The organism is Methylobacterium carpenticola (assembly GCF_042748905.1).
GTDB lineage: Bacteria > Pseudomonadota > Alphaproteobacteria > Rhizobiales > Beijerinckiaceae > Methylobacterium > Methylobacterium carpenticola.
This window is the reverse complement of the sequence record NZ_JBHZEO010000001.1, coordinates 4,812,008-4,834,187: the sequence shown is the minus strand read 5'-3', so window position 1 is coordinate 4,834,187 and position 22,180 is coordinate 4,812,008. Positions and strand designations below refer to the sequence as shown.

Sequence of the window (22,180 nt, the reverse complement as noted above, 5' to 3'; positions counted from 1 at the left end):
ACCAATAGGGCCTTTAACCGGTAGGATATTAGTAAGGCTTTACTTGGGCCGCGAACGTGGACTTGAGCCATGGGCCATGGGCCGTGATCTTGGCCGGACAGGGCGGCGCGTGACGGAGCGCTGCCTCGCGCGGTCAATCGGTGCTCGTTGCCGGTTTCGGCGTGGTCCGAGCGGCGGGCGAGCGCACCGCCTCCGCCGCCTGCCTGCCGCTCCGGCCCCGCGGCGCGGCCCGGCCCGAAGGGACCCCACGGGCGGTGCCCACCGCCGGAATGGCCTGCGGCGAGGGCGCATCCGGGCGACGGGGCTCCACGGTCCCCGTGACCGAGGGGAGCGGTGCCGCGAAGGGTGGGCCCGCGGCGGGCTGCGTCGCGTGGAAGCTCACGAAGCGAGGCAGGAGCGTAGCGGTCTCCGGCCAAGGATCCGCCTGGGCTGCGGCGGCCGGAGAAGCAGCGGCTCCGCCGCTCTCCTCCGCCGTCGCGGCGGCCCGTGACGGTGCCGCCTCCTGCCGCTGCAGCGCCTCGGCCAGGGCCGCCTCGGCCGCCGCGCGGCCGCTGCGTGCCTCCGTCCCGGCCTGCTCCGCGGCGGCGATCGCGGTCGCGGATTCCGCGAGGGAGCGGCGCAGGCCCGCCGCTTCGGTCTCCGAGGCCGCCAGGGCTGCCGCCGAGGCATCGAGGGCGCGGGCGCGCTCGGCCACCTCGGTCTCCAGGCCGCGGATGCGCTCGCGCAGCGCATCCGCGTCGATCGTGGCGGCATGGCGTGCGGCCTGCGCCTGCTCGAGGCCCTTCGCCTCGGCCTGCGCAATCTGCATCCGGGCCGCCGCCTCCGCGTCCTGGGCGGCCTTCACCGCCGCGGAGAGGGAGGCGATCTGCGCGTCGGCCTCGGTCAGGCGGGTGGCCGCCTCGTTGGTGCCGGCCCGCGCCGGCAGGGGAGAGCGGAAGGCGGCCGTGCCGAGGGCGCCGAGGGCCGTTCCGAGAAGGAGCGCGACGGCAAGGCCGATGCTGCGCCCCGGGCCGGATCGCCTGGGCGGTGCCGGGGGCTGCCCCGCATCGAAGAGATCCGGATATTCCTGCCGGAATGCCTCGGCCCAATTCGCGGCCTCCCCGCCGGAGGTGCTGCGGCCGGCGGGGGCGGGAGGGCGGAGGCCGGAGAGGTCGCCGGCCGCCGCTCCGGACAGGGCGAGTTCGGGCGTGAGCGATCGAAGCAGCATGGCTTGCCGTGACCTCCTGCGAAATCCCCCCGATGCCTGCCGGACGGGCGCTGCCCCGGTGTCGGCGCCCGGGGCCGTCACGCGAGGACTCCCGCCCAGGCGAGGACGAAGGCACCGAGCAGCGCGGCCCCGAGCATGATGCTGGGCGCGTCGTTCAGCGCGAAGGCGACCGGATCGTCGTCGAGCTGCCGGCGCGAGGCGGCGAGCCAGATGCGCGAGAACCACAGGAACAGGATGACCGGGAAGGCCCACAGCCAATCCGCGTTGCCGTAGAGATCGTGCCGGAAGGCGTCGAAGATCACGTACAGGACGATGGTGACCGTGCTGGCGATCCCGGTGCCGATGCCGAGGGCGAGCAGCAGCGGCCCGTCACCGGTCTCGTATCCCCGGCTCGTGACCTTGCCCTCGCCGCGCTCGCGCCAGCGCTCCACCTCGATGTAGCGCTTGGCAAAGCAGAGCGAGCCGAACAGGAACATCGAGAAGACCAGGAGCCAGGGCGAGGGCGGCACGGAGGCCGCCACGGTGCCGAGGATGAGCCGGAGCGTGAACAGGCCGGCGAGCACCAGCACGTCGAGGAGCGGGACCCGCTTGAGCGAGAGCGAATAGGCCACCGTGAGCACGGTGTAGCCGAGCAGCGCCGCGACCACGGCCGGGCCCACGAGCGCGCCGAGCGCGAAGCCCAGGCCGAGGCCGAAGGGCACGAACCCGGCCGCCGCGGCTACCGGCAGGCGCCCGCTGGCGATGGGGCGCCGGCACTTCGACCAGTGGCGGCGGTCGTCGGAGACGTCCCAGAGGTCGTTGATGATGTAGGTGGAGGAGGCGACGACGCAGAGGGCCGCGCAGGCGACGAGGACGTGCAGCATCCGCGACGGATCGGTGGCGACGCCGCCGAGCACGGCCGGTGCCACCACGAGCGCGTTCTTCGCCCATTGGTGCGGCCGGGCGCATTCGAGCAGGGCCGGCAGCATCGCGGGCGTGGGGAAGCGCATCACCGACTTGCCGAGGCGCTGGGAGGCGGCCCCGGTGAAGCGGGCGCCGCCGACCGCGATGACCTCGTCGGCGAGCGACCAGATCGGGTAGTCGGCGCGGCTGTCGCCCGCATAGGCGAAGCCGTTCGGAAAGGCGCGCGCCAGGGCCTCGGCCTTGTGCCGGCCCTTCAGGTTGATCACGCCGTCGCTGGCGAGCACCCCGTCGAAGGGGCCGTAGCACTCCGCCACCGCCCGGGCCATGGTGCCGTCCGCCGCCGTCGCGAGATAGGTCTTGCGCCCGCGGGCGCGCTCGCCGGCGAGGTAGGTGTAGAACGCCTCGTTCAGCGGCAGCAGCTTCGGATCGAGCAGGACCCGCCGGGCGAGTTCCTGCTTGAGTCGCGCGCGGCCCTGCATCAGCCAGTAGAGGATCGAGAATACGCCCAGCGGATTGCGCCGCAGGAACGCCAGAGCGCACTCGAACAGGATGTTCGTGCGCAGAAGCGTGCCGTCCAGATCGACCACGAGCGGTGCCGCCGGGGCCGTCCGGCGGTCGACGTCTGTGGATTCAGCCATCAGCGACTGGGCTTCGGCCATTCTCACCTCCGCTGGCGGGCAATCCCACATCGGCACGACAGTGCCAGAGCGGGCCTTCCGCGGAACGAGATCTTTCGAGGTACGCGCGAGGGCGGAGGGTGTGCGGGCCGCAAACCCTGATCCGTCCCGGCCCCGAGCTCTCATCCGGAATCGCCGCCGGGCCGGCCGTGCTCCGGGCGCCGCGCCGCGGCCGGGAAGACGGGGCGCGGCCTCATCGGATCTTGGCCCGCCCGCGCCGTTCGCGTATCGCCGATTCGGAGAGTGGCGGAGCGCGTGCAACCGGTCCGCCCCGGCTGCCACGCGGATCCCGCGGGGCGTGTCACCGAAGGGGCAAACCGGTGCGGTGAGCGATCCGCGTCAGCCGGAGCAGGACGGGAGCAGAGCGATGAGCAGCGGAAACGGACGTGAATCGGACGTCATGATCTTCCGCGTCGGCGGTGATGGCGGTCTCGAGCCCGCCCGGAGCCGGTCGGTCAGCCGTCCCGCCGAGTGGCAGGCGACCGGCGACATCAAGATCTTCCTGGTCGTGTCGCGCTTCGAATCCGATCACGCCTTGACCTACCTGTTCTGCCAGGGGGCTCAGTCCGCCGCACAGGTCCAGGATTTCGTCGATCGCCATCCCGACAAGTTCCGCGGCAGCAATGCCGTCGTCGAACTCGCCGAGAACTACTTCAACGTGACGCAGGCCAAGCACCGCGCGCTGGCGTTGCGCACGTGGCTCAGCAACGTGAACATCATCTTCCCGCCGGTCACCTTCTGAGCGGGTTTCGCAAGCGTGGTCGCCGGTTTTGCAACGAAAACCTGCAACCCATCGGGAAGCGAAGCAGAATCGGTGGATGCCGGTTCGGCGAATGACGGTTAGACCGGCCCGGCTCCGAGGGCGGTCCGGCAAGGCCGAAGCGACCCCGGGGCGTCGCGCCGGCGGGGGTCACGGCCGCTTCGCCTTGAGCCATTCGCCGGTTCCGCCTTTGAGCCGCGTCGCCGCCCAGGGCGTGGCCGGCGTGATCTCCACGACGAGCAGCCCGTCCTCCCGCGTCACGTAGCCGAGGAGCTGCGAGCTGATCTCGCGGAGCGGCAGGTTCGATTCCACCAGCCACGCCGTCGGATGGCTCTCCTTGCCGCTCATCTCCACCAGCGCCCGGTAGAGATGCTCGTAATCGTGCGAGACGGTGCGAAGGTCGAAGCTGACGAGATAGATGGCCATGCAGGCAGGGTCCTCCGGCTTCGAAGCGTCGACCTCCGCGGGCGGGGCGTGCCGCCCGCCCGACCGGAGACCCGACATCCTACCCGGGTATTGGGGCGCAACCACGGAGCTGCGGGGCGATACCCCTTCGGCGCGGTGACCGCAGGCGGCTGCGGGCCGTTCGGCCGCGCGAGCGCTTGAGGCCCCGACGCGAATGCTCCAATGTCGCCACGCGCGGCCGCGGCGTCGACCTGCCATGCGCTCGCCATCTCGCGCGGGCATGTGCGGATGATCGCGCGGAGCGGATCCGCCGGGGAGACGGGATTGATGTCGTTGAAGGTTGTGGCCCAGTTCGGTGACGTGCACATCTACACGCGCATGGCATCGCCGGACGAGGCGGTCGGCCTCGCCCAGGCGCGGCGCACGATGGGTGCCGACGGCGTCTGGGTCTACGATCAGGACTGGCAATTCGTCGGTGCCCGCGAGCTCGCCGATCTGGCGAGCCGGAACCGCGCGCGGCCGGCGGCTCCGCCGGCGCCTCAGCCGGTGCACGAGACGACCGGCATCGCCTGGGCCACGCGCGCGATCCCCGCGACTCCCCTGCTTGACGACATGCCCGGCGCGGGCCGCCGTCGCGTCCGCGTCTTCAAGGCCTCGAAGCTGCACGGGGAATAGGCCCGCCTCGGGCCGGCGCGGGGCCGAGTTCCGCCGGCCGGGTCTCAGCCCCGGGGCAGCACGGCGGCGAGCTGGGCGCCGAGCGCCTTTCGCCGGTCGAAGCGGGCGATCGCCGAGGCCCGCGCCTCCTGCCTCATCCAGTGATAATGCTCGGGATGGGCCAGGGCCGAGGTCACCGTGCGTGCCAAGCGGTCGGTGTCGAAGAACGGCACGAGGAGGCCGTTGCGGCCGTGCTCGATGGCATCGTGCAGCGGCGCCGTGTCAGAGCCGATCACGAGACAGCCGGCGCACAGCGCCTCCACCAGGGACCACGACAGGACGAACGGGTAGGTGAGATAGACGTGCGCGCGAGAGACCTGCAGCAGCCGCAGGTACTCGGCGTAGGGCAGGGGGCCCACGAAATGCACCCGGCGCAGGTCGAGGCGGTGCCGGACCTCGCCGAGGAAGGTGTCCTTCCATGAGCGTCCGTCCGATGCCGTCGCCCCGTAGGAGGTGCCGTCGCCGCCCGCGATCACGACCTGGGCCGAGGGCCGCGCCGCCAGGATCGCCGGCAGCGCGCGCAGGAAGATGTGGATGCCGCGCATCGGTTCGAGGTTGCGCGCGAGATAGGTGAGCACCTCGGCACCTGCCGGCAGAACCTGGCCGTTCGGCAGGCGGAACGTGGCGGCGGGGTCCGGGCGTACGGTCAGCGGATCGACCCCTTCATGGGCGACCGCGATCTTCGGCTGGAATTCGGCCGGATAGGTGGAGCGCTGCCACGGCGTCGGCGACAGGCCGAGGTCGCTGTCGACCAGGGCCAGCAGCTGCGCGGCGTTCTTGGCCCGCAGATGCGTCAGCCCGTCGACGCCGAGGAGCGGGAATTCCGGGTCGAAATGGACGTCCCCGCCCCGGTCCCGGTAGAAGAACTCGCAATAGACGACGATCCGAGCATTCGGATACTTCGCGCGCAACGGCAGCGTCTCGCCCCAGCCGCTATGGGCGACGATGACGTCGGGAATGAAGCCGGCCGCATCGAGGGCGTTGAGGGCGTAGAGCACCTGCTCGGCCCGGCGGGCCTCGCGGTCGAAGCGGCGGGCGAAGGGGTGGACCTCCGCGTGGCCGATATCCTCGAAGGCGTAGCGTTCGACCCGGATGCCGGGCAGGTCTCGGGCGGTCGTCGTGCCGATCGCGGCGACGCGATGCTGCGGATCGCGGGCGAGGTGCTCCGCCAGAAACCGGAACTGCGCCGGAAAGTTGTTGTGAACGAAGAGGAAGCGCATCTCCGCCAGCCGCGGCGCCTCAGCGCCACCGCATCAGATCGAACTGATCCGTCTCGCGGAACAGCGGAGCGATCTGTCCGAGATCGGCCGCTGGCATCAGCGCGAGCGCCCAGATGTCGTAGAACCGGCCCTTGCCGATGCGCACCTCGTGGAAGCCCGCATCGAGCCCGGTCCGGCCCAGCCGCTCGGCGGTGAAGCCGGTATTGTGGGCCATGAAGTGGTTGCCGGCCGCGATCGAGGCGATGTGGCCGAACATCATGTCGAGCGGGGTGATCGGACCGGCGGGGGAGACGTAGACCGTCTGGTCCATCTTTCCCTCCGCCACGAGCTGCGCGACCGCCTGCAGATCCGGACAGGTGATGAGCGCGAAGCCGTCCGGCCTCAGGACGCGGACGAATTCCCGGAAGGTCGGCAGCACCTCGTGGGCATGGAGATGCTCGACGTTGTGCGACGACCAGATCGCATCGAAGCTCGCATCGGGTGCGAAGGCGCGCATATCCGTGACGGAGCCGACGAGGTCCGGGGCGACGCGGGCGTCGATATCCAGGCGGATCTCGTTCCAGTTGCCGCCGTGAAAGGCGGGATGCAGCTTCCCGCGGTCGTAGGGGCCACTGCCCGTGTTGAGCACGCGCTTGTGCGGCACTCGCCGCGGGGGAAACGTTGTCAAAGTCGTGCTCGTATCGGCTTCAGGATCTGTCGCGAATCGATCGTCCAGCTAGCATAGGTCCGCGGTGGCGGCCAGCGTGGCGGGACGCTCGCGCCCGGCGTAACGCGGCCGGCATGCTGGTCGATCCCGCCCGGGAGCTTGCGAACAGTCGCGCCGGTTCCCGGATATGCCCATGATCTCATGCCGTTGCAGCCAACCTGCCGCGCTGGCGCGACGGCTGCCTCGGATTGATCCGCCCGTGATGGGCTCGCAGCGGCGCGTGGAGGCCCGTGCCCGAAACAGGGCCACGTCCTCCGTTCAGTGCCCCACGTAGCGCCCGCTCCCGGATTGCTGGTAGTGCGAGAGGGCGGTCACGGTCGCGGGTCCGAGGGTGATCGCCACCCCGACGGCGAAGATGGCCCAGCTCAGCCGGCCCGGCCGCTCCTCGAGCCGCATGAAGCCGAACAGCGCGATCGGCAATCCGACGATCACGCCCAGTGCCACCCCGATGAGCTGCAGGAGCAAGATGTGCCTCTCGATTGAGCGCTGTGCGCTCACTTGCAGGCCTGAGCCGCCGCGCCGCGACGAGGCTGTCCGCGGCGCCGGGCGATGCCTCCAGATCAGACGCCGTCCCAGGTCCCTCTGACATTTTCAGGCCGGCGCTTCGCATTCAAGTCGAGCGGGGGATCGGCGCCTGATGGCCTCCGCGATCTGCCATGCTCAATACGGCAAGCCGAGCGGCGATGACAAGCCGCACGGTCCCGTACGCGCGCACACCCGTCGATCAGGAGCGGCTCTCGCAATCCGGTTCAACGCACTCTCACCGAACCGGAAACCATTTTGGCGGCGAGCGCTCCGCGCATCGTCTCGCCGACCCGATGACCGCTTCGGCGAGAGGATGATGCAGGAAGAGGGCGTTCAGCAGAGCTGCCTCATGCCGTCAGGCTGCGTCGCTGCGGCCATAGACATCCTCGATGCGAATGATGTCGTCCTCGCCCGTGTAGCTGCCCACCTGCACCTCGATCAGTTCCAGCGGGATCTTGCCCGGATTGACCAGACGATGCGTGCAGCCGATCGGCAGGTAGATCGCCTCGTTCTCGTGCACCAGCGCCACCCGATCGTCCACCGTCACCTCCGCCGTGCCCCGCACCACCACCCAGTGCTCCGCCCGGTGATAGTGCTTCTGCAGCGACAGCCGCGCCCCCGGCTTCACCGTGATCCGCTTCACCTGAAAGCGATCGCCAATGTCGATCCGCTGGTACGAGCCCCACGGCCGGTACATCAGCCGGTGCGCATCCGCTTCCGGCTCCCCCCGCGCCCGCAGATCCTCCACCAGACCCTTCACCGCGGCTCCGCCCGCCCGTGTGGTCACCAGCACCGCGTCCGCCGTCGTCACCACCACCACATCGTCGAGCCCGACCACCGTGGTCAGGATCTCCGCCGGGCTGTGTACCAGGCTGTTGCGGGTGTCGCGCACCGCCACCCGCCCGCGCAGGGCGTTGCCGTCGGTGTCCCGCTCCAGCACCTCCCACAGCGCCCCCCAGGTGCCGATGTCCGACCACGGGAACCGCACCGGCAGCACGCCCGAGCGCCGGGTCTTCTCCATCACCGCGTAGTCGATCGAGATCTGCGGCGCGCGCGCGAAGGCGGCGGGGGCGAGGCGCACGAAGTCGAGGTCGGTGGTGGCCTCCTCCAGTGCGGCCTGAGCGGCCTCCAGCACGGCGGGCGCGAAGGTGCGCAGCTCCTCGATCATCACGTCGGCGCGGAACAGGAAGTACCCGCTGTTCCACAGCGCCCCCTCGGCGATCAGGCCAGCGGCGCGGCCGGCATCGGGCTTTTCGAGGAAGCGGGCGATGGCGCGGGCGCCCACGGCGCCGGCCTCTCCGGGGAGCGACTCGCCGGGCTGGATGTAGCCGTAGGCGGTGGCCGGTCCGGTCGGGGTAATGCCGAGCGTCATGATGTGGCCGTCGCGGGCCGCGGTCGCGGCGCTGCGGGCGGCGGCCACGAAGGCAGGGGTGTCGCCGATCATGTGATCGGCGGCCAGGATGAGCACGAGAGCGCCCGGGTCGTGGCTGGCAGCGTTGAGGGCGGCCACCGCGACGGCGGCCGCGGAGTCCCGGCGCTGGGGCTCGAGCAGGATGTCGGCGGCGATGCCGAGGGCGGCGAGCTGCTCGCCGACGATGAAGCGGGCGTCCTGGGCGGTGATGACGGTGGGGCGGGCGAAGACATCGGCGTCGCGCAGGCGCAACGCCGTGGCCTGGAAGGAGGATGTGTTGGCGTCCGCGAGGGGGATGAACTGCTTGGGATTGCTCTCGCGCGAGGCGGGCCACAGCCGGGTGCCCGATCCGCCGCACAGGATCACGGGGTGGATGCGATCGCCCATGGTGTCTCCATCATCTCAGGCAGAAAGCCGGCCTCGGCTCGTCCTCGGGAGGAATCAGCCAATCTCGGCTGTGTATCGCAGATGGCGCCGCTCACAAGCCTGCGGCGTCATCAAGTATCGTAAGCAGCACCCCTTTCACTGGAGAGGGATGCCGCTCGGCAACTCGAAGGATGGCCGAAACGCAGGCGCCTAGGCGGAACTGCGCAAGGCTATTCTGCATATTTTTTTAGCCATTCTCACTGCCGGATCAATGACCACGTCAGCGAATGATACTTAGATGGTCTGGTTGCGGGCGCCGGCCTCGGGGGTCTCGCGCAGCACCCCGTCGAGCCTGGCGAACATCGCCCGTAGCCGTTCCTTCGAGACCGGATTCTCCGTCACCAGCTCCGGCTTGTTCGAGGAGGCCCGCACCAGACCCCAGGTCCCGTCCTCCGTCGCGCTCACCACCCCGTTCACCCTCACGAGGCTTGCGATCTTCGCTCCCCAGATCGGCGCATTTGTTTGGAGCCAGGGACGGGTGCGGTTTGGGAAGCGTTCTCGCCAATTGGTGCCGCAGTGCTCCTTCGCATCCCTGGCGGAGCGAAAGTCGCACGGTCAGGCACCTGAAGCAGAAACCACATGCCAGAGGCGGGCATTTTCGATTCCGTGCGCGAGACGCACCCCGCCGGAACCCCTCACCGACTAATACGCATTCGTCCGGCCGGTCACCTCGGTCAGCACCGTTCGAAGCAGGATCACGAGATCCAGTCCGAGGCTGCGGCGCTCGATGTACCAGAGGTCAAGCTCGATCCTCCGCTTCATGTGCGCCAGGGTCGGCGTCTCTCCCCGTGAGCCATTGATCTGCGCCCAGCCCGTCAAGCCCGGCTTGACCGCGAAACGTCGCGTGTAGGACGGGATACGCTGGCCGTAGTATTCATCATGGGCCAGCGCGTGAGGGCGAGGACCGACGAGAGCCATCTCGCCGCGCAGGACGTTCAAGAGCTGTGGCAGCTCGTCCAGGCTGGTCTTGCGCAGGATGCGGCCGACTCGGGTGACGCGTAGATCGCCTCTGGTGGCTTGCTGCACAACCGGCCCGTTCTCTTGCACTCGCATCGAACGGAACTTGTAGATCTGAAATCTTCTCCCATTCAGACCTGTGCGGGTCTGGCGGAAGAAAACAGGTCCTTCGCTGTCCACGCGAATGGCTATCGCGACCAACGTCAGCAAAGGAGCAAGCAATATCAGCGCGACAAGCGCCAAAACCGGATCGAGGGATGGGACAAAACTGGGGAGTGGGACACGACGAGCGAGCGTGTACTCGAGATCGAGAACCTGCCCAGCGCTCGCGGTCTGATCGAAGTCGTTGCTCGCGGCTTCCATGACGCTCCACCTCGACGAACTTCGTGGCTCATTAACCCATCCCTCGCCGCAGTGCAACAAACAGGCCAATTTTAGTCAAAACAACCCGGGCATATGTTAAGCATTGTCGCAATGTAAATTGATCTCCTGTAAGCCGATTCATCGCAGTGTAATATTGAAATATTTATGCCTGCCCTGTAAGTCAAATTGAGCAAAGCAGCGTTGATTGACGGTTCAACTGTCGGCTTGGCCGAGCGATCTCGGGCCCGCGCGGCGGCAGGAGGCGCATAATGCCACCGCATCTATCCCTCTCCGGACTTATCTGGGACCGACATAGCCATGTCGGCAGTCGAAATGGCGCTGCATTTTGCTTCGTCCGCCGACCGAGCGCCATGCGGTCGATCGGGCTCATCGGCCTGTCCACGGGAGTGCGATCCCTTCCTCGCGCATAGTTCGCAGGCTCTTCTCGCCGATTTATGTTGCACCCGCCGAATCCGGCCTCACCTTTTCGACGGCGACCGTCTGCAAGGTGTCGCGTGGCCCGCGGCGATGCCGCCCGTGTACCGAGTTGATTGGCGCTTCGCCGCCACCCGAGGAGTGCCGATCCGATCCTGTCCGGCTCCTCCGCCGAGATCATCCCAGTGAGGTGATATGCCGCAAGAATGTCGATGTCTCGCGCCGGGATGGTTGTGCCTCGCTCGGACCCGAGACGTTGTGCCGTGATCGAACACGGCGGATTGCTCGCTCCGCCCATCCCACGCTCTTGTCCTCGCTGCCTCATCCAGCGCTTCGAGTGGCGTCGGCGTGGGGAGCAGTGGCTGCCCCTGATGCCCGGATCTGCGCCCGATCATCCATCTGCTCGCGCCTTTCTCTCTGCCCGCCGCGCCGCCCGATCCTTCTGCCGTCCAGCTTGCGAAGAAGTGCCCGCTCGGCTGCGATCCTGCTACGCGTCGTTCGAGCGATCTTGTCCTGGTGAATCAATTGCATCGACTTGGCGCATGCCCGCAGAGTCTCGGATAATGCACGGCTGGAAGCAGGCGCTGCATATTGCGGCATCTTCCCTGATTCACTCATGAAGCCTGTTCTCGTCCTCCCATCCTTGTGCGTGTTCGTGGCATCGTGCCATCTACCTTTAGAGGTCGTCGCTGTTCGGCATTCCTCTTCGAATCATGGGCACCGATTATGAGCGGGTCAGGAGCAAGGCAATTTTTTCGCCTCGTCAATATCGCTTTCCGGCAAAAATCTCATGGAAAATGGTTGCCCCACCCGATCGATCGGCAATTGGGAATCGAGACATCCAAGCAATTCTCCAAGCTCAATGCGTTGAGCCTATTCAGGCCTGATCGGTGGGACATGTATTTCTCGTGCCTGGGCTATGTCGGGTCCCAGCCGAGCATCATACGAACGTCAATCAATATGATTGGCGATGTAGATGATTTCACCTTCATCGATGTCGGTTGCGGGCTCGGCCGGGCGCTGGCAGTGGCAACGGAATTTCCGTTCAAGTCAATCATCGGCGTTGAATACGATACCGATATCTGTACAATCGCTAGAAATAATTCAGAGATAATTGAAAGGCTATACCCGCAGCGTCCTGTTATCAAGGTCGTCAACGGAGACGCCACCAAGATCGATCTTTCTGAAATGGATAATTTAATCTTCTTTCTATATAATCCTTTCAAGGGAAATTTGACAAATATCTTCATCAATGCAGTCTGCGATCAGATTTTGGCAAGGCCAGAATTAAAGATATTTATCATATACTACAACCCTGCGCAGGTTCATCTGTTCGATTCCTGCCCGCAATTCCAGCGTTTCTTTGCTGAGAAGCTCGATTTCGACCCGGCGGAGAAGGCAACAGCCCCCTTCAGCAATAGCCACGACAGCGTCGTCGTCTATCAATCCGTCAACACGGTCATGCGCCCCGCAAAGCCCGGCGCTGATGCAAAGGTAAGGATCACCATTCCGGACTATGGTGCCGAAGTTGAGTGCTGATCGTTCGCGATGACGCACCGGCGTAGATCAATCAGCTCCGCTCGGACATCAACCGCTTTTCTCGCCGGCCAATGTCCCAACCGGGGTGATTCCGATCAGTGCGATTTCCGATCGCCCGCTTGGCGTTGCGGAAACCATATCACTCAACGAATATTCTAGAGTGATAATCCGCACGATGGGCATCGAAAAAGCGAGGGACGCCTAAGGCCACGCCCGATCGGATTGCCATCGGGCGCGGCTCTCATACCGGCGCGCGATTGAGGTGACTCGGCTGGGTGTTCCCCGGGAACGAAGCAGCTGATTCAATTGGCTCCTGCCTAAGCGGGAGGTCGGAATGGGACGCGGTTTGCCAATCCGGGAGGATGTCGCGACGCCGACTGAGTTGAGGCGGCGGGCCAGGAAAGAGCCTCGCCGTTCGACAGCGCAGCGGATGCTGGCGATCGCCAATGCGCTGGAAGGCATGAGCCGCGCCGAGGCGGCGCGGGCGGCCGGGATGGAGCGCCAAGCTCTGCGCGATGCGGTGATCCGGTTCAATGCCGAGGGGCTGGCCGGGCTGGTGGATCGTCCGCACGGCCACAGGCGAGAGATCCTCAGCGAGGGTGAGCAAGCAGTTCTGGTGCATCGGATCCTGGTTGGGCCAGATCCCGAGCAAGGGGAGCCGTCGAGTTGGACGCTGCCGGACCTCTGCCGTTTCATCGAGGAGCGGTTCGACAAGACGATGTGCCCGCAATCCATGTCGCGGGTCGTGCGTCGGCTCGGGCTGTCGAAGCAGAAGGCCAGGCCCGTTCACCCGAAGCGGAACGCCCGTGCGGCGGCCGCTTTCGCCAAAGGGGGCTTCGCACCGCCGTAGCGGCGGCGGCCCAAGCCCATCCGGACAAGACGATCGCGCTCTGGTTCATGGACGAGGCGCGCGTGGGCCAGAAGGGCCGGACCGGCCATCGCTGGTGGGTGCGCGGCCAACGCCCACCAGGGCTGTGCGACAAGCGCTTCGCCTCAGCCTACATCTTCGCAGCCGTGTGGCCCGCCACAGGCGAGGAGTTCGCCCTCGTGCTGCCGCGGGTCTGCACCCAGGCCATGGATCGCTTCCTGGCCGACTTTGCGGCCAGCATCCCAGCCGACACCCACGCTGTGATGGTGCGGGACGGTGCGGGCTGGCACGATCCGCGCGCGGTGACGCTCCCGCCCAACCTCACCCTCGTGCCGCTGCCGCCCTACAGTCCCGAGCTGAACCCGGTCGAGCGTGTCTGGCTCTACCTGCGCGAGCGCTACCTCTCCCATCGGCTCCTCGCCGACGACGAGGCCGTCGTCGAGGCGTGCTGCCGGGCCTGGACTGCGCTCGCGGCAGAGACCGGCCGCATCAAGTCCCTCTGCGCCTACCCCTACCTGAAACAGATCAGTTCATAAGCGCGGCGGTATCAGTCCTTGTTCCGTTGCACGTCCTGACACCGAAATGGTGTCCGCTCCGGCAGGGCGTACTCTAAGCAGACTTGCATTGGCGAGCCGGCGCAAGTCTGCCTAGGTTTCTGATATGTCGCCGGTTTCTATCGCAAACCGGTGACCACTTTTGCCAAATCTGCTTAGTTTGCGCTGAAAGGCATGCCCGCTTCATAGTCGATGCGCAGGCGTACCTCGACGACGTCGCCCGGTTCCAGCGATACGTCCTCCTCCGCGGCGGAGGTCCGGACCTTGCCTTCGGTCCGGCGCACCAGGGAGATCTGCCGCTCACCACCTGAGCCGCCCTCGACGAGTTGTGAGCGCAACGCCGTGATGTAGCGCAGCTTCTCCCAAACCGCGTCGATATGGGGGGCTGCGCGCCGGAGTTCGCTTTGATTCTCCTGCATGGCCGTCAGAAGTTCGGTGCGTCGGTCTTCGTCGAGCTTGCGCAGGTCCCGCTCACTGTCGAGGCGGGTGCGCCGCGCCATCTCGAGTTGCGAGGCGACCTGAAGGACGCGCGTGGCAGAGAGAAGCGTCAGGCGGCGCGCTTCGGCGAGGCGGGTCGCCGGCACGGTGCCGCGACGGAACAGATCGGCGATCCGGTCAGACTCCTCCGCATCGACCTTCGCCGATTCCTCCTCGGTCTTGAGTTGCTGCTCAAGGACCCGAACGTACTCGCCGGCGCTGGTGAGATTGCGCTGTGCGTTCTCGCGCGCAGTGCGGAAGTTCGCCGCCTTGGATTCCAAGACGTCCGTTTCCGCCCGTGCGGCTTCGGCCTTGATCTTGTCGGAAAGCAGGTCCCGGCCGATGGGAAGGGCGTGTGCCTGATTGGTCTGCCCGAGTGCCGAAGCAAGCCATGCGATCCGGGCGGCGGTTCGGGCGCGATCGAGCCAGACCTGGCGGTATTCGGCGAGCAGATCGTAGGTGGCGAAGGCGGGGTTCTCGATGCGGAATCGCACGATGTCATAGCCACCGGCGAGGGACACGGCTTGGCGCAGTGTCATGCCCGGCTTGTAGGCTACCTCACCTGGCCGCACCACATCGCCGGTGACGTAGACGGGCCGGTACTCGGCGACGGAGAGGCCGATCTCGTCCGGCGCGATGATCGTCACCGCGTCCCGGCCATCGGGCGTGCGCAAGGTATAGGATTTGGACGGCAAGTCCTTCTTGATCGCTTCCAGGAGCTCAGAGATGGTTTTGCCGTCCGCCTTGACTTCACCGATGAGCGGGACGTTGACCATGCCATCGACGCCGATCGTCATTCGACGTTCAACGTTGAGGCCGGCGATGCTCAAGAGCACCGTGTCGCCGACCGCAAGCTTGTAGGAATCAGCGGCCTTGGCGGGGAGAGCACAGAGTGCGCCCAGCACAAGCGCACAGACCAGGCACGCGAAGGTTCGGAGGATGAAGGCTCGGATCGTCACGGGCAACTCGACACGAGGGCGGTATTGGCGGGCCCGCGCAGGAACGGAGCAATGTACCTGCCCGGGAGGATGCCGAGGATGGCTCGGAACTGCTTGCCGCTGCTTCCGCGAGATGTCGGCGGGAGAAAGCGGATTCGTCGCTGTCCAGTACGTCAAGTCGTTTTTCCTTGTCCAGACCCGGGAGGCCGCCGGCCCGACGCACGATCGAGAAATGCGCGAAGCGGCGGTTCAGGCTGCCTCGGCCTCCGCTTTCTCGGCACGCCGCAGGACGGAGATCACATCGGGACGCCAGCCTCCCGCGTAGGAGATCGCGACGAGGAGCATGATCACCGCCGCGCCGACACTCCAGGACACGGCGATCCAGGCCGGCAAAGTGAAGGACACGGTCAATTGAAGCGCGAGCAGACCCGCCAGCACCAGGTTCGGCAGCAGGACGTAGGTCCACAGGAGCCATGGGACCGAGCCGTAGCGGGAGATGCTCAGTGAGGCGATCAGGCAGAGTGCCGCGAAGTCGGCTACTGTCAGGGCGAGGATGAAGTGCTCAAGGTCGCGGGTCAGGAGCAGCACGCCGATGCTGCACAGCACACCCACCGCCGAGGCCGCGTTGCCGTAGAAGATCAACCGTGTCTGGCCGTAAGCGAGCGCGGAGGGCACAGGCAGCTGGATCAGGAACTTGGTGCAGAGCAGGATTGCCACGAGGCCCATGATCAGCGGCGTTGGACGGAAAGCCGGACCGAAGATGCCGCCGATCACGACGGGCCCGATCGAGATCAGGGCTATGCCGTAGGCGAACCCCAGCAAACCGAGGTTCAAAACCCAGGTTTCGAACAGACGCACATCCCGGGCACGGCCCGCATCCAAGTTGACGAAGCCGGGCATGTAGAGCGTGTTGAGGAACTTGGTGATGGCATTGCGCGGCAGGATCGCCGTCGCCAACGTGACGTTGTAGATGCCGAGTTGGACGACGCCGAGCGTCATGCCGACGACGAAGCGGTCGGCGAGCTGGGTGAAGGCGTTGGACATGCCGTTGAACATCAGCGGCCGGCCGTAGGTGAGGTTCTCCGCGACGAGGCCCCGATCCCAGCCGAAGCGCATGCGCCGTGGCGACAGGAGATGAGTCAGGACGACGTAGCAGATGGCGTTGCCGATGATGCCGACGAGCGCGGCGTTGAAGTCCTCGAGCCACCAAGCCGCCACCACGGTCAGCACCGTCCAGAACAGCTGCGAGAGGAATACCGCTGTTCCCTCCCGCCAGTACTGGTAGGAGCGCATCGCTTCGCGGATACCGAGGTTGATGAAACCCCGGATCGAGGCGGCGATGCCGAGGCCTGCATAAGCCCAGACCGCCTCGGGTGCGGCGAAGACCCAGGCACAGAGCGGGGACAGCGCGGTCAGCACGATGAACAGGAAACTCGCGCGCAGGACCGCGAGGCTGTGCAGCGTCGCGTAATAGCGGTCCGGATGGGCCGCGCCCGGGTGCCGCATCGCCGAGAACACGATGCCGATGTCGGTGACCTGCTCCAAAATACCCCAGACCACCGAGAAAGTGACGGCGAGACCGAAATTGTGCGGATCGAGCAACCGCGCGAGCGCCACGTTGCGCAGGAACGGCAACAGTACCTCGGCCAGAGTGGCGAAGGCGAGCACGGAATTGGCGAGGTAGCGAGAGGCCGGTCTTCCGGTCACGCGATCACTCCGGAAGGGACTTGGCGTCGTCTGCGGCTCACGGGCTTCAGCCCTCGGACCCGGCATCGAGTTCGCGGGCGAGGCCGCGCAGGAAGCGCATGCGCTCGAAAGCAGGCAGAGTCTCCATGTGCCGCAGCACCTCCAGGCGTAGGGCCGGATCGGAGATCACGAAGACCTTCTGGATCACCGGCAGGATGTTCTGCTTGAGCAGAGTCCGGAACTCCGCCTCGATACGAAGCCTGAACGCCTCAGGTAGCACGGCGCGCAGGGGTACCAGGGTGGGGGAACGGCGGAGCGATACCCAGCCCTCCCGTGGCGCAAGTTCGTAGGACTTCGCCAGGAACGGCAGGGTCGCCGGGGCCGGCGCACCCTCGGCCGGCAGGTTGAGAGCGAAGAGCGCGTACCAGAAGTAGCCGCTGCTCGGCGACAGACGCAACGCTTGGCGCACGGCGGCCTCGGCCGTGCGGCGCCGTACGTCGATCGCCGCGGGATCAGGCAGACGGCCGGCTTCTGCTTCCGCCGCTTGAGGTATGGGCTCGATCTCCAAGAGGTGCAGGGCAATGACCGCGCGCGCCCAGGCCGCATTCGAGGTCTCGAGGGACTCGACCGATGTCGCCGCCGCCGAGAGTTCCTCGCGCGTGAACGTGCTGTCCTGCAGAAGCCGCTGGCCGATGGCCACGGCGGGTGCCGATGCGACCTCGGCGAGCCCAACCGTGAAGATCCAGGCGAAGGCAGCGCCGGCGACGATGGCGCGCGCAGCCGGGCTCGCTGGCCTGAAGCGTCGCCTCGCCCCGCGCCGGCCTTCCCCCTCGTGCGATCGGCCGGACGGGAGGTCAGGCCGCATTGTGGTACTTGGCCGAGTAGTAGGAATTCACGTACTCGCCGTAGCGCTCGACTTTGTCGAGGCGGACCCGATTCAGGAGGACGCCGATGAGTTTGTCGCGCAGGGCCGGGCTCACGGTGACTGCTGCTTCCACCACATCCCGGGGCGTCTTGGCCCAGGCCACGACGAACAGGAGGGCGTCGATGAGCGGCGCGATCGAGCGAACATCGACCACCGGCAGCACCGGGGGCAGATCGATCACGACATAGTCGTAGAACGCTGCGGTCTCGTCGAGCAGCTGCTTCATCGCTGCCGAGCCGAGCAGATCGTGCGAATGGCTGATCCGTCCGCCGGTGAGGGCCGGCAGGAAGTCGAAGCGGCCGCTCTTGTCGCGCGCGATCACCTCGCTGAAGGCGGCGCTGCCCATCAGGACATCGGCGAGGCCCGCTTTTGCGGTAGGATGCAAGCGCCGGGAGAGGGCCGGGTTGCGCATGTCCGCGTCGATCAGCAGGACCCGTGCACCACCGCCGACGAGGAGATGGGCGAGCATGCTCGCGATCGTCGACTTGCCCTCTTCCGGCAGGGACGAGGCGATCCCGATGACGCGGTTGGCGTCGCGTCTCTGATCGAGGGCGACCTTGATCGACCGGATTGCCTCGGCCCCGACGGAGAAGGGCTCGTGCATGACGTAGTCCCAGGGCAGCGACATCTTGTCCGCACGTCCGGTGTGAACGAACGTCGTGGGCTCGCGGGCGAAGTCCCGCGGCGATATCGCCGGGAAGAGGCCGAGGCACTCGACGCCGGCCGCCGCCGCCGCTTCACGCTTGGTGCGGATGCGCTTGTCGAGCATGTCGCGCACCACACCGATGCCGAAGCCGACGATCAGGCCGAAGAGCGCACCGGCCGGTATCAGCAGCAGAACGCGAGGCTTGTACTTCTGTGTCGGGACCGATGCCTTGCTGGTGATCGTCGCCTCGGTGATCGGGAAGCTCTGCTTCTGCTGCACCTCGGTGAAGCGCTTGAGCATATCCTCGTAGGCCGCATGGGCGGCCTGGGCCGTGCTCTCGAGTTCCTGCAGCTGAACTCGGTTCTGGTTGACGTCGATGTTCCGGGTGAATTGCTGGTCAAGTTCCCGGCGCAGACTCTGCTCGCGCTGGAAGGCGACGTTGTAGTCGCTGCGGTAGTTCTCCTCGATGCGGCGCAACTCGCTGCGGATGCCCTGCAGCATGCCGGCCGCATCCCGGCGCAACTGGAGCACCGCCTGATGCTCCTCGCCGAAGCGCTTGGCGTACTCGGCGGCGCGATTCTGCGCCTCGATGTACTGCTTACGCAGGTTGACGATGATTTCGTTGACGGCTGCGTCTCCGACCGATGCGTCGATGTCCTGGGATTGGTTGACCGCGACGATCCGGTCGAGACGCGCCTTCTTCTCGACGAGATCGGCATTGGCCTCGGTCAGCTTGGTCGCGATGTCGCCCAGGATCTTGTCGGCGACGAGCTTGCCGTCCGAGGTCAGGATACCCTTGCTGGCCTTGTAATCCACGACTGCGCTGTCGGCCTTGAGGGTCTGGGCTCCGAGTTCCGCCAGGCGCGACCGCATCCAGCCCGCCGCGGCCTTGGCGGTCTGCGAGTACTGGACAAGCTGATTGTTGACGTAGGCATCGAGGATCCCGTCGGTCAGCCGCGCTGATTTTTCGGGACTTTCGGACATCACGCCGACCACCACCACATAGGTGCCGGCCGTGCGCTCCACCGTGAGGCTCTTGCCGAGAATCTCGGTGGCGGCGACGACGCGCTCCTCCTCGCTCGGCGGCGTCTCGTCGCCCGCCAGGGCGTTGATCGCCGAACGGATCAGTGAGCCGCGGCTGCCGTTGAACTCCGGGTCGTCCTGAAGGCCGAGGCTACGGACCGTGGATTCGAGGATCGGCGTCGATTTCAGCGCCTCCACCATCGTGTCGACGCGGGCCGAATCGGTCTGCGGTGCATCGGAGCGCCGGCCGCGTTCGTCGGTGGTCTCGATCGAGGCCAGCGCACGCGGGTCGAGTTTGATCTGCGCCGTCGCGCGATAGATCGGCGTCGCCGTCAGAGCGTAGATACCCACCAGCACAGCGCCCGCGAGAAAGCCGCCGCCGAGCAGCGGCGTCTGGCGGCGCAGCATCCGGAAGAAGGCCAGGAGCTCGTTCTTGAGGCTAGCCTCGTTCTCCCAGGTCCTTGCCGGGGGGCCGAACGCTGCGGCAGGAGGCGTATCACGGAAATTCATGACCGTCCGCTCCTCGGAGACGCACTGGTGCCTCGGAGCATGGCGCATGGAGGCGCGGAGGGCGGCATCGGCTGAGCGTCCTTCACTATGCGGCCTCACGTCGGTCGTCGAGGAGGCTGACCGTGTTGATCAGGGCGGCATCCTCGGTTTCGTCAACCTTCCCGAGATCGACGCGGCTGTAAACCGCGCCGATCATCCGGTCTCCGAGGTCACCATAGGAGGAGAGAAGGTCGGACAATTCCTGGGCGCCGAGGGCGTACCAGGCGACGACGAGGACGAAGCAGTCGAGGAGTGCCGTGACTTGGCGGGTGCTCGTCACGGGAGCCAGCGGCGGCAGATCGACGATGACGAGGTCGAAATTGTGGCGGGCCTCTTCCAGTACCACCGACAGCCGTGACAAGTCGAGACCATCTGCCCGGCCGGCGTGCTCCGCCCGGAGGGCCGAACTCGGCAGGAGGAACAGGTTGGGCCGGGCCGCGTGCGGCATGACGCCGAGCGACGCCATCGGCGCCGTGACGCTGCCGGATCCGGCCGTCGGGGCGTGCACGGTCTGATGCAGATCGACGAACAGGACTCTCTCGCAGGTTCTGGCGGCGAGGTCCGCCAGCTTCAGTGAGATCTGCGAGGCGCCGTGCTCGGGCATGGCGCCGGCGATGCCGACGACCCGGGGGGAGCGCTCGTCGGCTCCGCCGCGGATGTTCAGAAGAATCGACTCGTGGAACCGCTGGCTGAGGGCGCCATGGCCTGGCGGATCGGTCGCCGGCACGTAGCCGAGGCAGGGGCGGCCGGTCACCAGCTCCAGCTGGGCGCGGGTCCGGAGACGCCGGTCGAAGGCCTGCAGGCCGAAAGCCACGCAGAGACCTAGCACCAGTCCCGCGGCCGAGCCGCCGACGAGCGTCTGGCGCAGGGCCGGCGAGTTCGGGCGCAGCGGCGGCGTCGCGCGGGTCTGGATAAGGGTTTCGTTGACCGGATAGGTCTCCTGCTGCGTCGCGGCGCTGTACTGCTGCACGAACAGGTCACGCAGCTTGGTGTAGCTCGTTGCGGCAGCTTCGAGCAGGTCGAGCTCGACCCTGGCCTTCTGCGCGGCCGTGACCCGATTGCCGAGGTCCTTCAGGATGGCCTGAAGATTGATCTCCTCGCTCTTCGTGATCTCGGCCTCGCTGCGTAGGGCCTCGAGGACGCGGCGTAACTCGTCGTCGACGGCACGCTGGATCTCGGCGAGTTCCAGCTCGCCGCGCTTCACCGCCTCGTGATTGGGACCGTAGCGGTTGATGTTCTCGGCGTTGCGGCGACGGATATCGTTGGCGCGGCTGAGCAGGCCGACAATGATGGGATTGCGCAGTTCCTCGGCGACGCTGCCCCCGAGCACGGCTTGGCCCTCCGTGCCCTGCTTCAACATCGCGTCGACCCGCTCCAGACGCGCCTGTGCGATGACGCGGCGGTTCTGAGTGCCGAGCAGGCGAATACTGTAATCTTCGATCTGCTGCTCCTCGACGTAGCGCCCGGATGCCACCACGATCTGATTCCTGGCTCGGAAGTCGGCCGCGGCGCGCAGCGCGGTCGCGGCGAGATCCTGCAACTCCGAGAGGCGCGCCTTGTACCACTCGTGCGCCTGTTCCGCGATGGTCGAGCGGGAGCCCTGCTGGTCCTCGACATAGGCGGCGGCGACCGCGTTCGCGATGCGCGCGGCCTTCTCGGCGTCGGACGAGGTCGCCTTGATGGTGATCATGTAGGAGATGCCCTCACGCTCGGAACGCACCACCTTGCGCAGGGGAATGACGGCCTGATCGCGTAGCAAGTCCGGGGCCAGGGAGGAGGGATCCGCGACCAGCCCGATCGTCGACAGCACCGACGTCGCGAAGCCGGGCTGCCGCACGAAGTCGGGATCCTTCGTCAGGTCGAGCTTGTCCACGACCCGCCGCAGCACGCTGTCGGAGACGACGATCGCCACCTGCGTCTGCACCGCCGCATCGCTCATGCGGTAGTTGAAGGCCGCCTCGTTGGGGGCGATAACCGCGAGGCGTCGGAAATCGATGACGATCTGTGCCTCCGCGAGATAGCCGCGGGGCAGAAGGGCGAAGGCCAGGAGTCCCATGCCCAGTCCGACAAGCGTGCACAGGCCGATGAGGCGCCTGCGCCGCCTGACGACGCCCAAGAGAAACGAGACATCGCCTGGCGCGCTGACGCGAGCCGAGTTCACGAGGGAGTCGTAGGTCTCGTAGGCGAGATCAATGCTCTGGCGCTTCAGCATGCCGAAGGCCTACGAATGCACGCCGAGGACATGCGAAAAATAGAGACGCAATGC

17 protein-coding genes and 2 pseudogenes are annotated in these 22,180 nt (G+C 66.8%); 5 read left to right on the top strand and 14 right to left on the bottom strand.

All coding sequences use genetic code 11. The annotated features are described in order from the left end of the window. Positions 1–133: 133 nt before the first annotated feature. Both ACE101_RS22375 and ACE101_RS22370 read right to left on the bottom strand, forming a co-directional pair. Complete coding sequence (locus ACE101_RS22375) at positions 134–1,207, bottom strand: hypothetical protein (RefSeq protein WP_379134268.1); 1,074 nt, start codon at positions 1,205–1,207, stop codon at positions 134–136. Between the two features lie 77 nt (positions 1,208–1,284). After that, positions 1,285–2,748 carry a UbiA family prenyltransferase gene (locus ACE101_RS22370; protein ID WP_379134266.1) on the bottom strand — a complete coding sequence of 488 codons (1,464 nt, stop codon included), beginning with the start codon at positions 2,746–2,748 and terminating at the stop codon, positions 1,285–1,287. A 406-nt stretch (positions 2,749–3,154) separates the two neighbouring features. Here ACE101_RS22370 and ACE101_RS22365 point away from each other — a divergent pair, with 406 nt between their 5' ends. Next, a complete protein-coding gene (locus ACE101_RS22365; protein ID WP_379134264.1) occupies positions 3,155–3,529 on the top strand; it encodes a hypothetical protein in 375 nt (124 codons plus the stop codon). A 168-nt stretch (positions 3,530–3,697) separates the two neighbouring features. Here the strand turns inward: ACE101_RS22365 and ACE101_RS22360 are convergent, their stop codons facing one another. Next, positions 3,698–3,973, bottom strand: a complete 276-nt coding sequence (locus ACE101_RS22360; RefSeq protein WP_379134262.1) for a hypothetical protein — start codon at positions 3,971–3,973, stop codon at positions 3,698–3,700. A gap of 201 nt (positions 3,974–4,174) precedes the next feature. Here ACE101_RS22360 and ACE101_RS22355 point away from each other — a divergent pair, with 201 nt between their 5' ends. Further along, positions 4,175–4,627: a hypothetical protein gene (locus ACE101_RS22355; protein ID WP_379134260.1), complete on the top strand. Its 453-nt coding sequence runs from the start codon at positions 4,175–4,177 to the stop codon at positions 4,625–4,627. Between the two features lie 44 nt (positions 4,628–4,671). On the opposite strand, the gene ACE101_RS22350 is transcribed toward ACE101_RS22355, so the two are convergent. From ACE101_RS22350 to ACE101_RS22325, 6 genes and pseudogenes are all read right to left on the bottom strand, one after another. After that, a complete protein-coding gene (locus ACE101_RS22350; protein WP_379134257.1) occupies positions 4,672–5,886 on the bottom strand; it encodes a glycosyltransferase in 1,215 nt (404 codons plus the stop codon). A gap of 19 nt (positions 5,887–5,905) precedes the next feature. Further along, the gene (locus tag ACE101_RS22345) at positions 5,906–6,553 is read right to left on the bottom strand and encodes a class I SAM-dependent methyltransferase (RefSeq protein WP_379134256.1); all 648 of its coding nucleotides are present in this window, start codon (positions 6,551–6,553) and stop codon (positions 5,906–5,908) included. Positions 6,554–6,850: 297 nt separating this feature from the next. Continuing rightward, positions 6,851–7,057, bottom strand: coding sequence for a hypothetical protein (locus tag ACE101_RS22340; RefSeq protein ID WP_379134253.1), 207 nt, complete (start codon positions 7,055–7,057; stop codon positions 6,851–6,853). Positions 7,058–7,472: 415 nt separating this feature from the next. Continuing rightward, positions 7,473–8,915 carry a mannose-1-phosphate guanylyltransferase/mannose-6-phosphate isomerase gene (locus ACE101_RS22335; protein WP_379134251.1) on the bottom strand — a complete coding sequence of 481 codons (1,443 nt, stop codon included), beginning with the start codon at positions 8,913–8,915 and terminating at the stop codon, positions 7,473–7,475. 273 nt (positions 8,916–9,188) lie between these two features. Next, positions 9,189–9,407 (bottom strand): annotated as a pseudogene (locus ACE101_RS22330) (phosphomannomutase/phosphoglucomutase); the annotation flags it as partial. Positions 9,408–9,596: 189 nt separating this feature from the next. Beyond that, positions 9,597–10,274: an exopolysaccharide biosynthesis polyprenyl glycosylphosphotransferase gene (locus ACE101_RS22325; protein ID WP_379134249.1), complete on the bottom strand. Its 678-nt coding sequence runs from the start codon at positions 10,272–10,274 to the stop codon at positions 9,597–9,599. Positions 10,275–11,435: 1,161 nt separating this feature from the next. Here ACE101_RS22325 and ACE101_RS22320 point away from each other — a divergent pair. The 3 genes and pseudogenes from ACE101_RS22320 to ACE101_RS22310 form a co-directional block, all read left to right on the top strand. Then, positions 11,436–12,248 carry a class I SAM-dependent methyltransferase gene (locus ACE101_RS22320; protein WP_379134247.1) on the top strand — a complete coding sequence of 271 codons (813 nt, stop codon included), beginning with the start codon at positions 11,436–11,438 and terminating at the stop codon, positions 12,246–12,248. A 430-nt stretch (positions 12,249–12,678) separates the two neighbouring features. Then, complete coding sequence (locus ACE101_RS22315) at positions 12,679–13,098, top strand: winged helix-turn-helix domain-containing protein (protein WP_379126108.1); 420 nt, start codon at positions 12,679–12,681, stop codon at positions 13,096–13,098. A 17-nt stretch (positions 13,099–13,115) separates the two neighbouring features. Further along, positions 13,116–13,652: pseudogene (locus tag ACE101_RS22310) on the top strand (IS630 family transposase); the annotation flags it as partial. 173 nt (positions 13,653–13,825) lie between these two features. Here the strand turns inward: ACE101_RS22310 and ACE101_RS22305 are convergent. From ACE101_RS22305 to ACE101_RS22285, 5 genes are all read right to left on the bottom strand, one after another. Next, on the bottom strand, positions 13,826–15,106 hold the full coding sequence (locus ACE101_RS22305) for a polysaccharide biosynthesis/export family protein (protein WP_379134245.1): 1,281 nt from the start codon (positions 15,104–15,106) through the stop codon (positions 13,826–13,828). Positions 15,107–15,334: 228 nt separating this feature from the next. Beyond that, positions 15,335–16,792 (bottom strand): oligosaccharide flippase family protein, encoded by a 1,458-nt coding sequence (locus ACE101_RS22300; protein ID WP_379134242.1) that lies wholly within the window; start codon positions 16,790–16,792, stop codon positions 15,335–15,337. A gap of 46 nt (positions 16,793–16,838) precedes the next feature. After that, entirely contained in the window at positions 16,839–17,636 is a 798-nt protein-coding gene (locus tag ACE101_RS22295; protein ID WP_379134240.1) for a hypothetical protein, read from the bottom strand. Then, positions 17,626–19,875 carry a polysaccharide biosynthesis tyrosine autokinase gene (locus ACE101_RS22290; protein WP_379134238.1) on the bottom strand — a complete coding sequence of 750 codons (2,250 nt, stop codon included), beginning with the start codon at positions 19,873–19,875 and terminating at the stop codon, positions 17,626–17,628. Before ACE101_RS22290 ends, ACE101_RS22295 begins: the two co-directional genes overlap by 11 nt. A gap of 85 nt (positions 19,876–19,960) precedes the next feature. Continuing rightward, complete coding sequence (locus tag ACE101_RS22285; protein WP_379134235.1) at positions 19,961–22,126, bottom strand: GumC family protein; 2,166 nt, start codon at positions 22,124–22,126, stop codon at positions 19,961–19,963. Positions 22,127–22,180 lie beyond the last annotated feature (54 nt).

Excerpts from the sequence above, each read along its gene's own strand:
- ACE101_RS22375 (WP_379134268.1), bottom strand. The coding sequence starts at position 1,207 with ATGCTGCTTCGATCGCTCACGCCCGAACTCGCCCTGTCCGGAGCGGCG.
- ACE101_RS22370 (WP_379134266.1), bottom strand. The coding sequence starts at position 2,748 with ATGGCTGAATCCACAGACGTCGACCGCCGGACGGCCCCGGCGGCACCG.
- ACE101_RS22365 (WP_379134264.1), top strand. The coding sequence starts at position 3,155 with ATGAGCAGCGGAAACGGACGTGAATCGGACGTCATGATCTTCCGCGTC.
- ACE101_RS22360 (WP_379134262.1), bottom strand. The coding sequence starts at position 3,973 with ATGGCCATCTATCTCGTCAGCTTCGACCTTCGCACCGTCTCGCACGAT.
- ACE101_RS22355 (WP_379134260.1), top strand. The coding sequence starts at position 4,175 with ATGTCGCCACGCGCGGCCGCGGCGTCGACCTGCCATGCGCTCGCCATC.
- ACE101_RS22350 (WP_379134257.1), bottom strand. The coding sequence starts at position 5,886 with ATGCGCTTCCTCTTCGTTCACAACAACTTTCCGGCGCAGTTCCGGTTT.
- ACE101_RS22335 (WP_379134251.1), bottom strand. The coding sequence starts at position 8,915 with ATGGGCGATCGCATCCACCCCGTGATCCTGTGCGGCGGATCGGGCACC.
- ACE101_RS22325 (WP_379134249.1), bottom strand. The coding sequence starts at position 10,274 with ATGGAAGCCGCGAGCAACGACTTCGATCAGACCGCGAGCGCTGGGCAG.
- ACE101_RS22320 (WP_379134247.1), top strand. The coding sequence starts at position 11,436 with ATGAGCGGGTCAGGAGCAAGGCAATTTTTTCGCCTCGTCAATATCGCT.
- ACE101_RS22315 (WP_379126108.1), top strand. The coding sequence starts at position 12,679 with ATGCTGGCGATCGCCAATGCGCTGGAAGGCATGAGCCGCGCCGAGGCG.
- ACE101_RS22295 (WP_379134240.1), bottom strand. The coding sequence starts at position 17,636 with ATGCGGCCTGACCTCCCGTCCGGCCGATCGCACGAGGGGGAAGGCCGG.
- ACE101_RS22290 (WP_379134238.1), bottom strand. The coding sequence starts at position 19,875 with ATGAATTTCCGTGATACGCCTCCTGCCGCAGCGTTCGGCCCCCCGGCA.
- ACE101_RS22285 (WP_379134235.1), bottom strand. The coding sequence starts at position 22,126 with ATGCTGAAGCGCCAGAGCATTGATCTCGCCTACGAGACCTACGACTCC.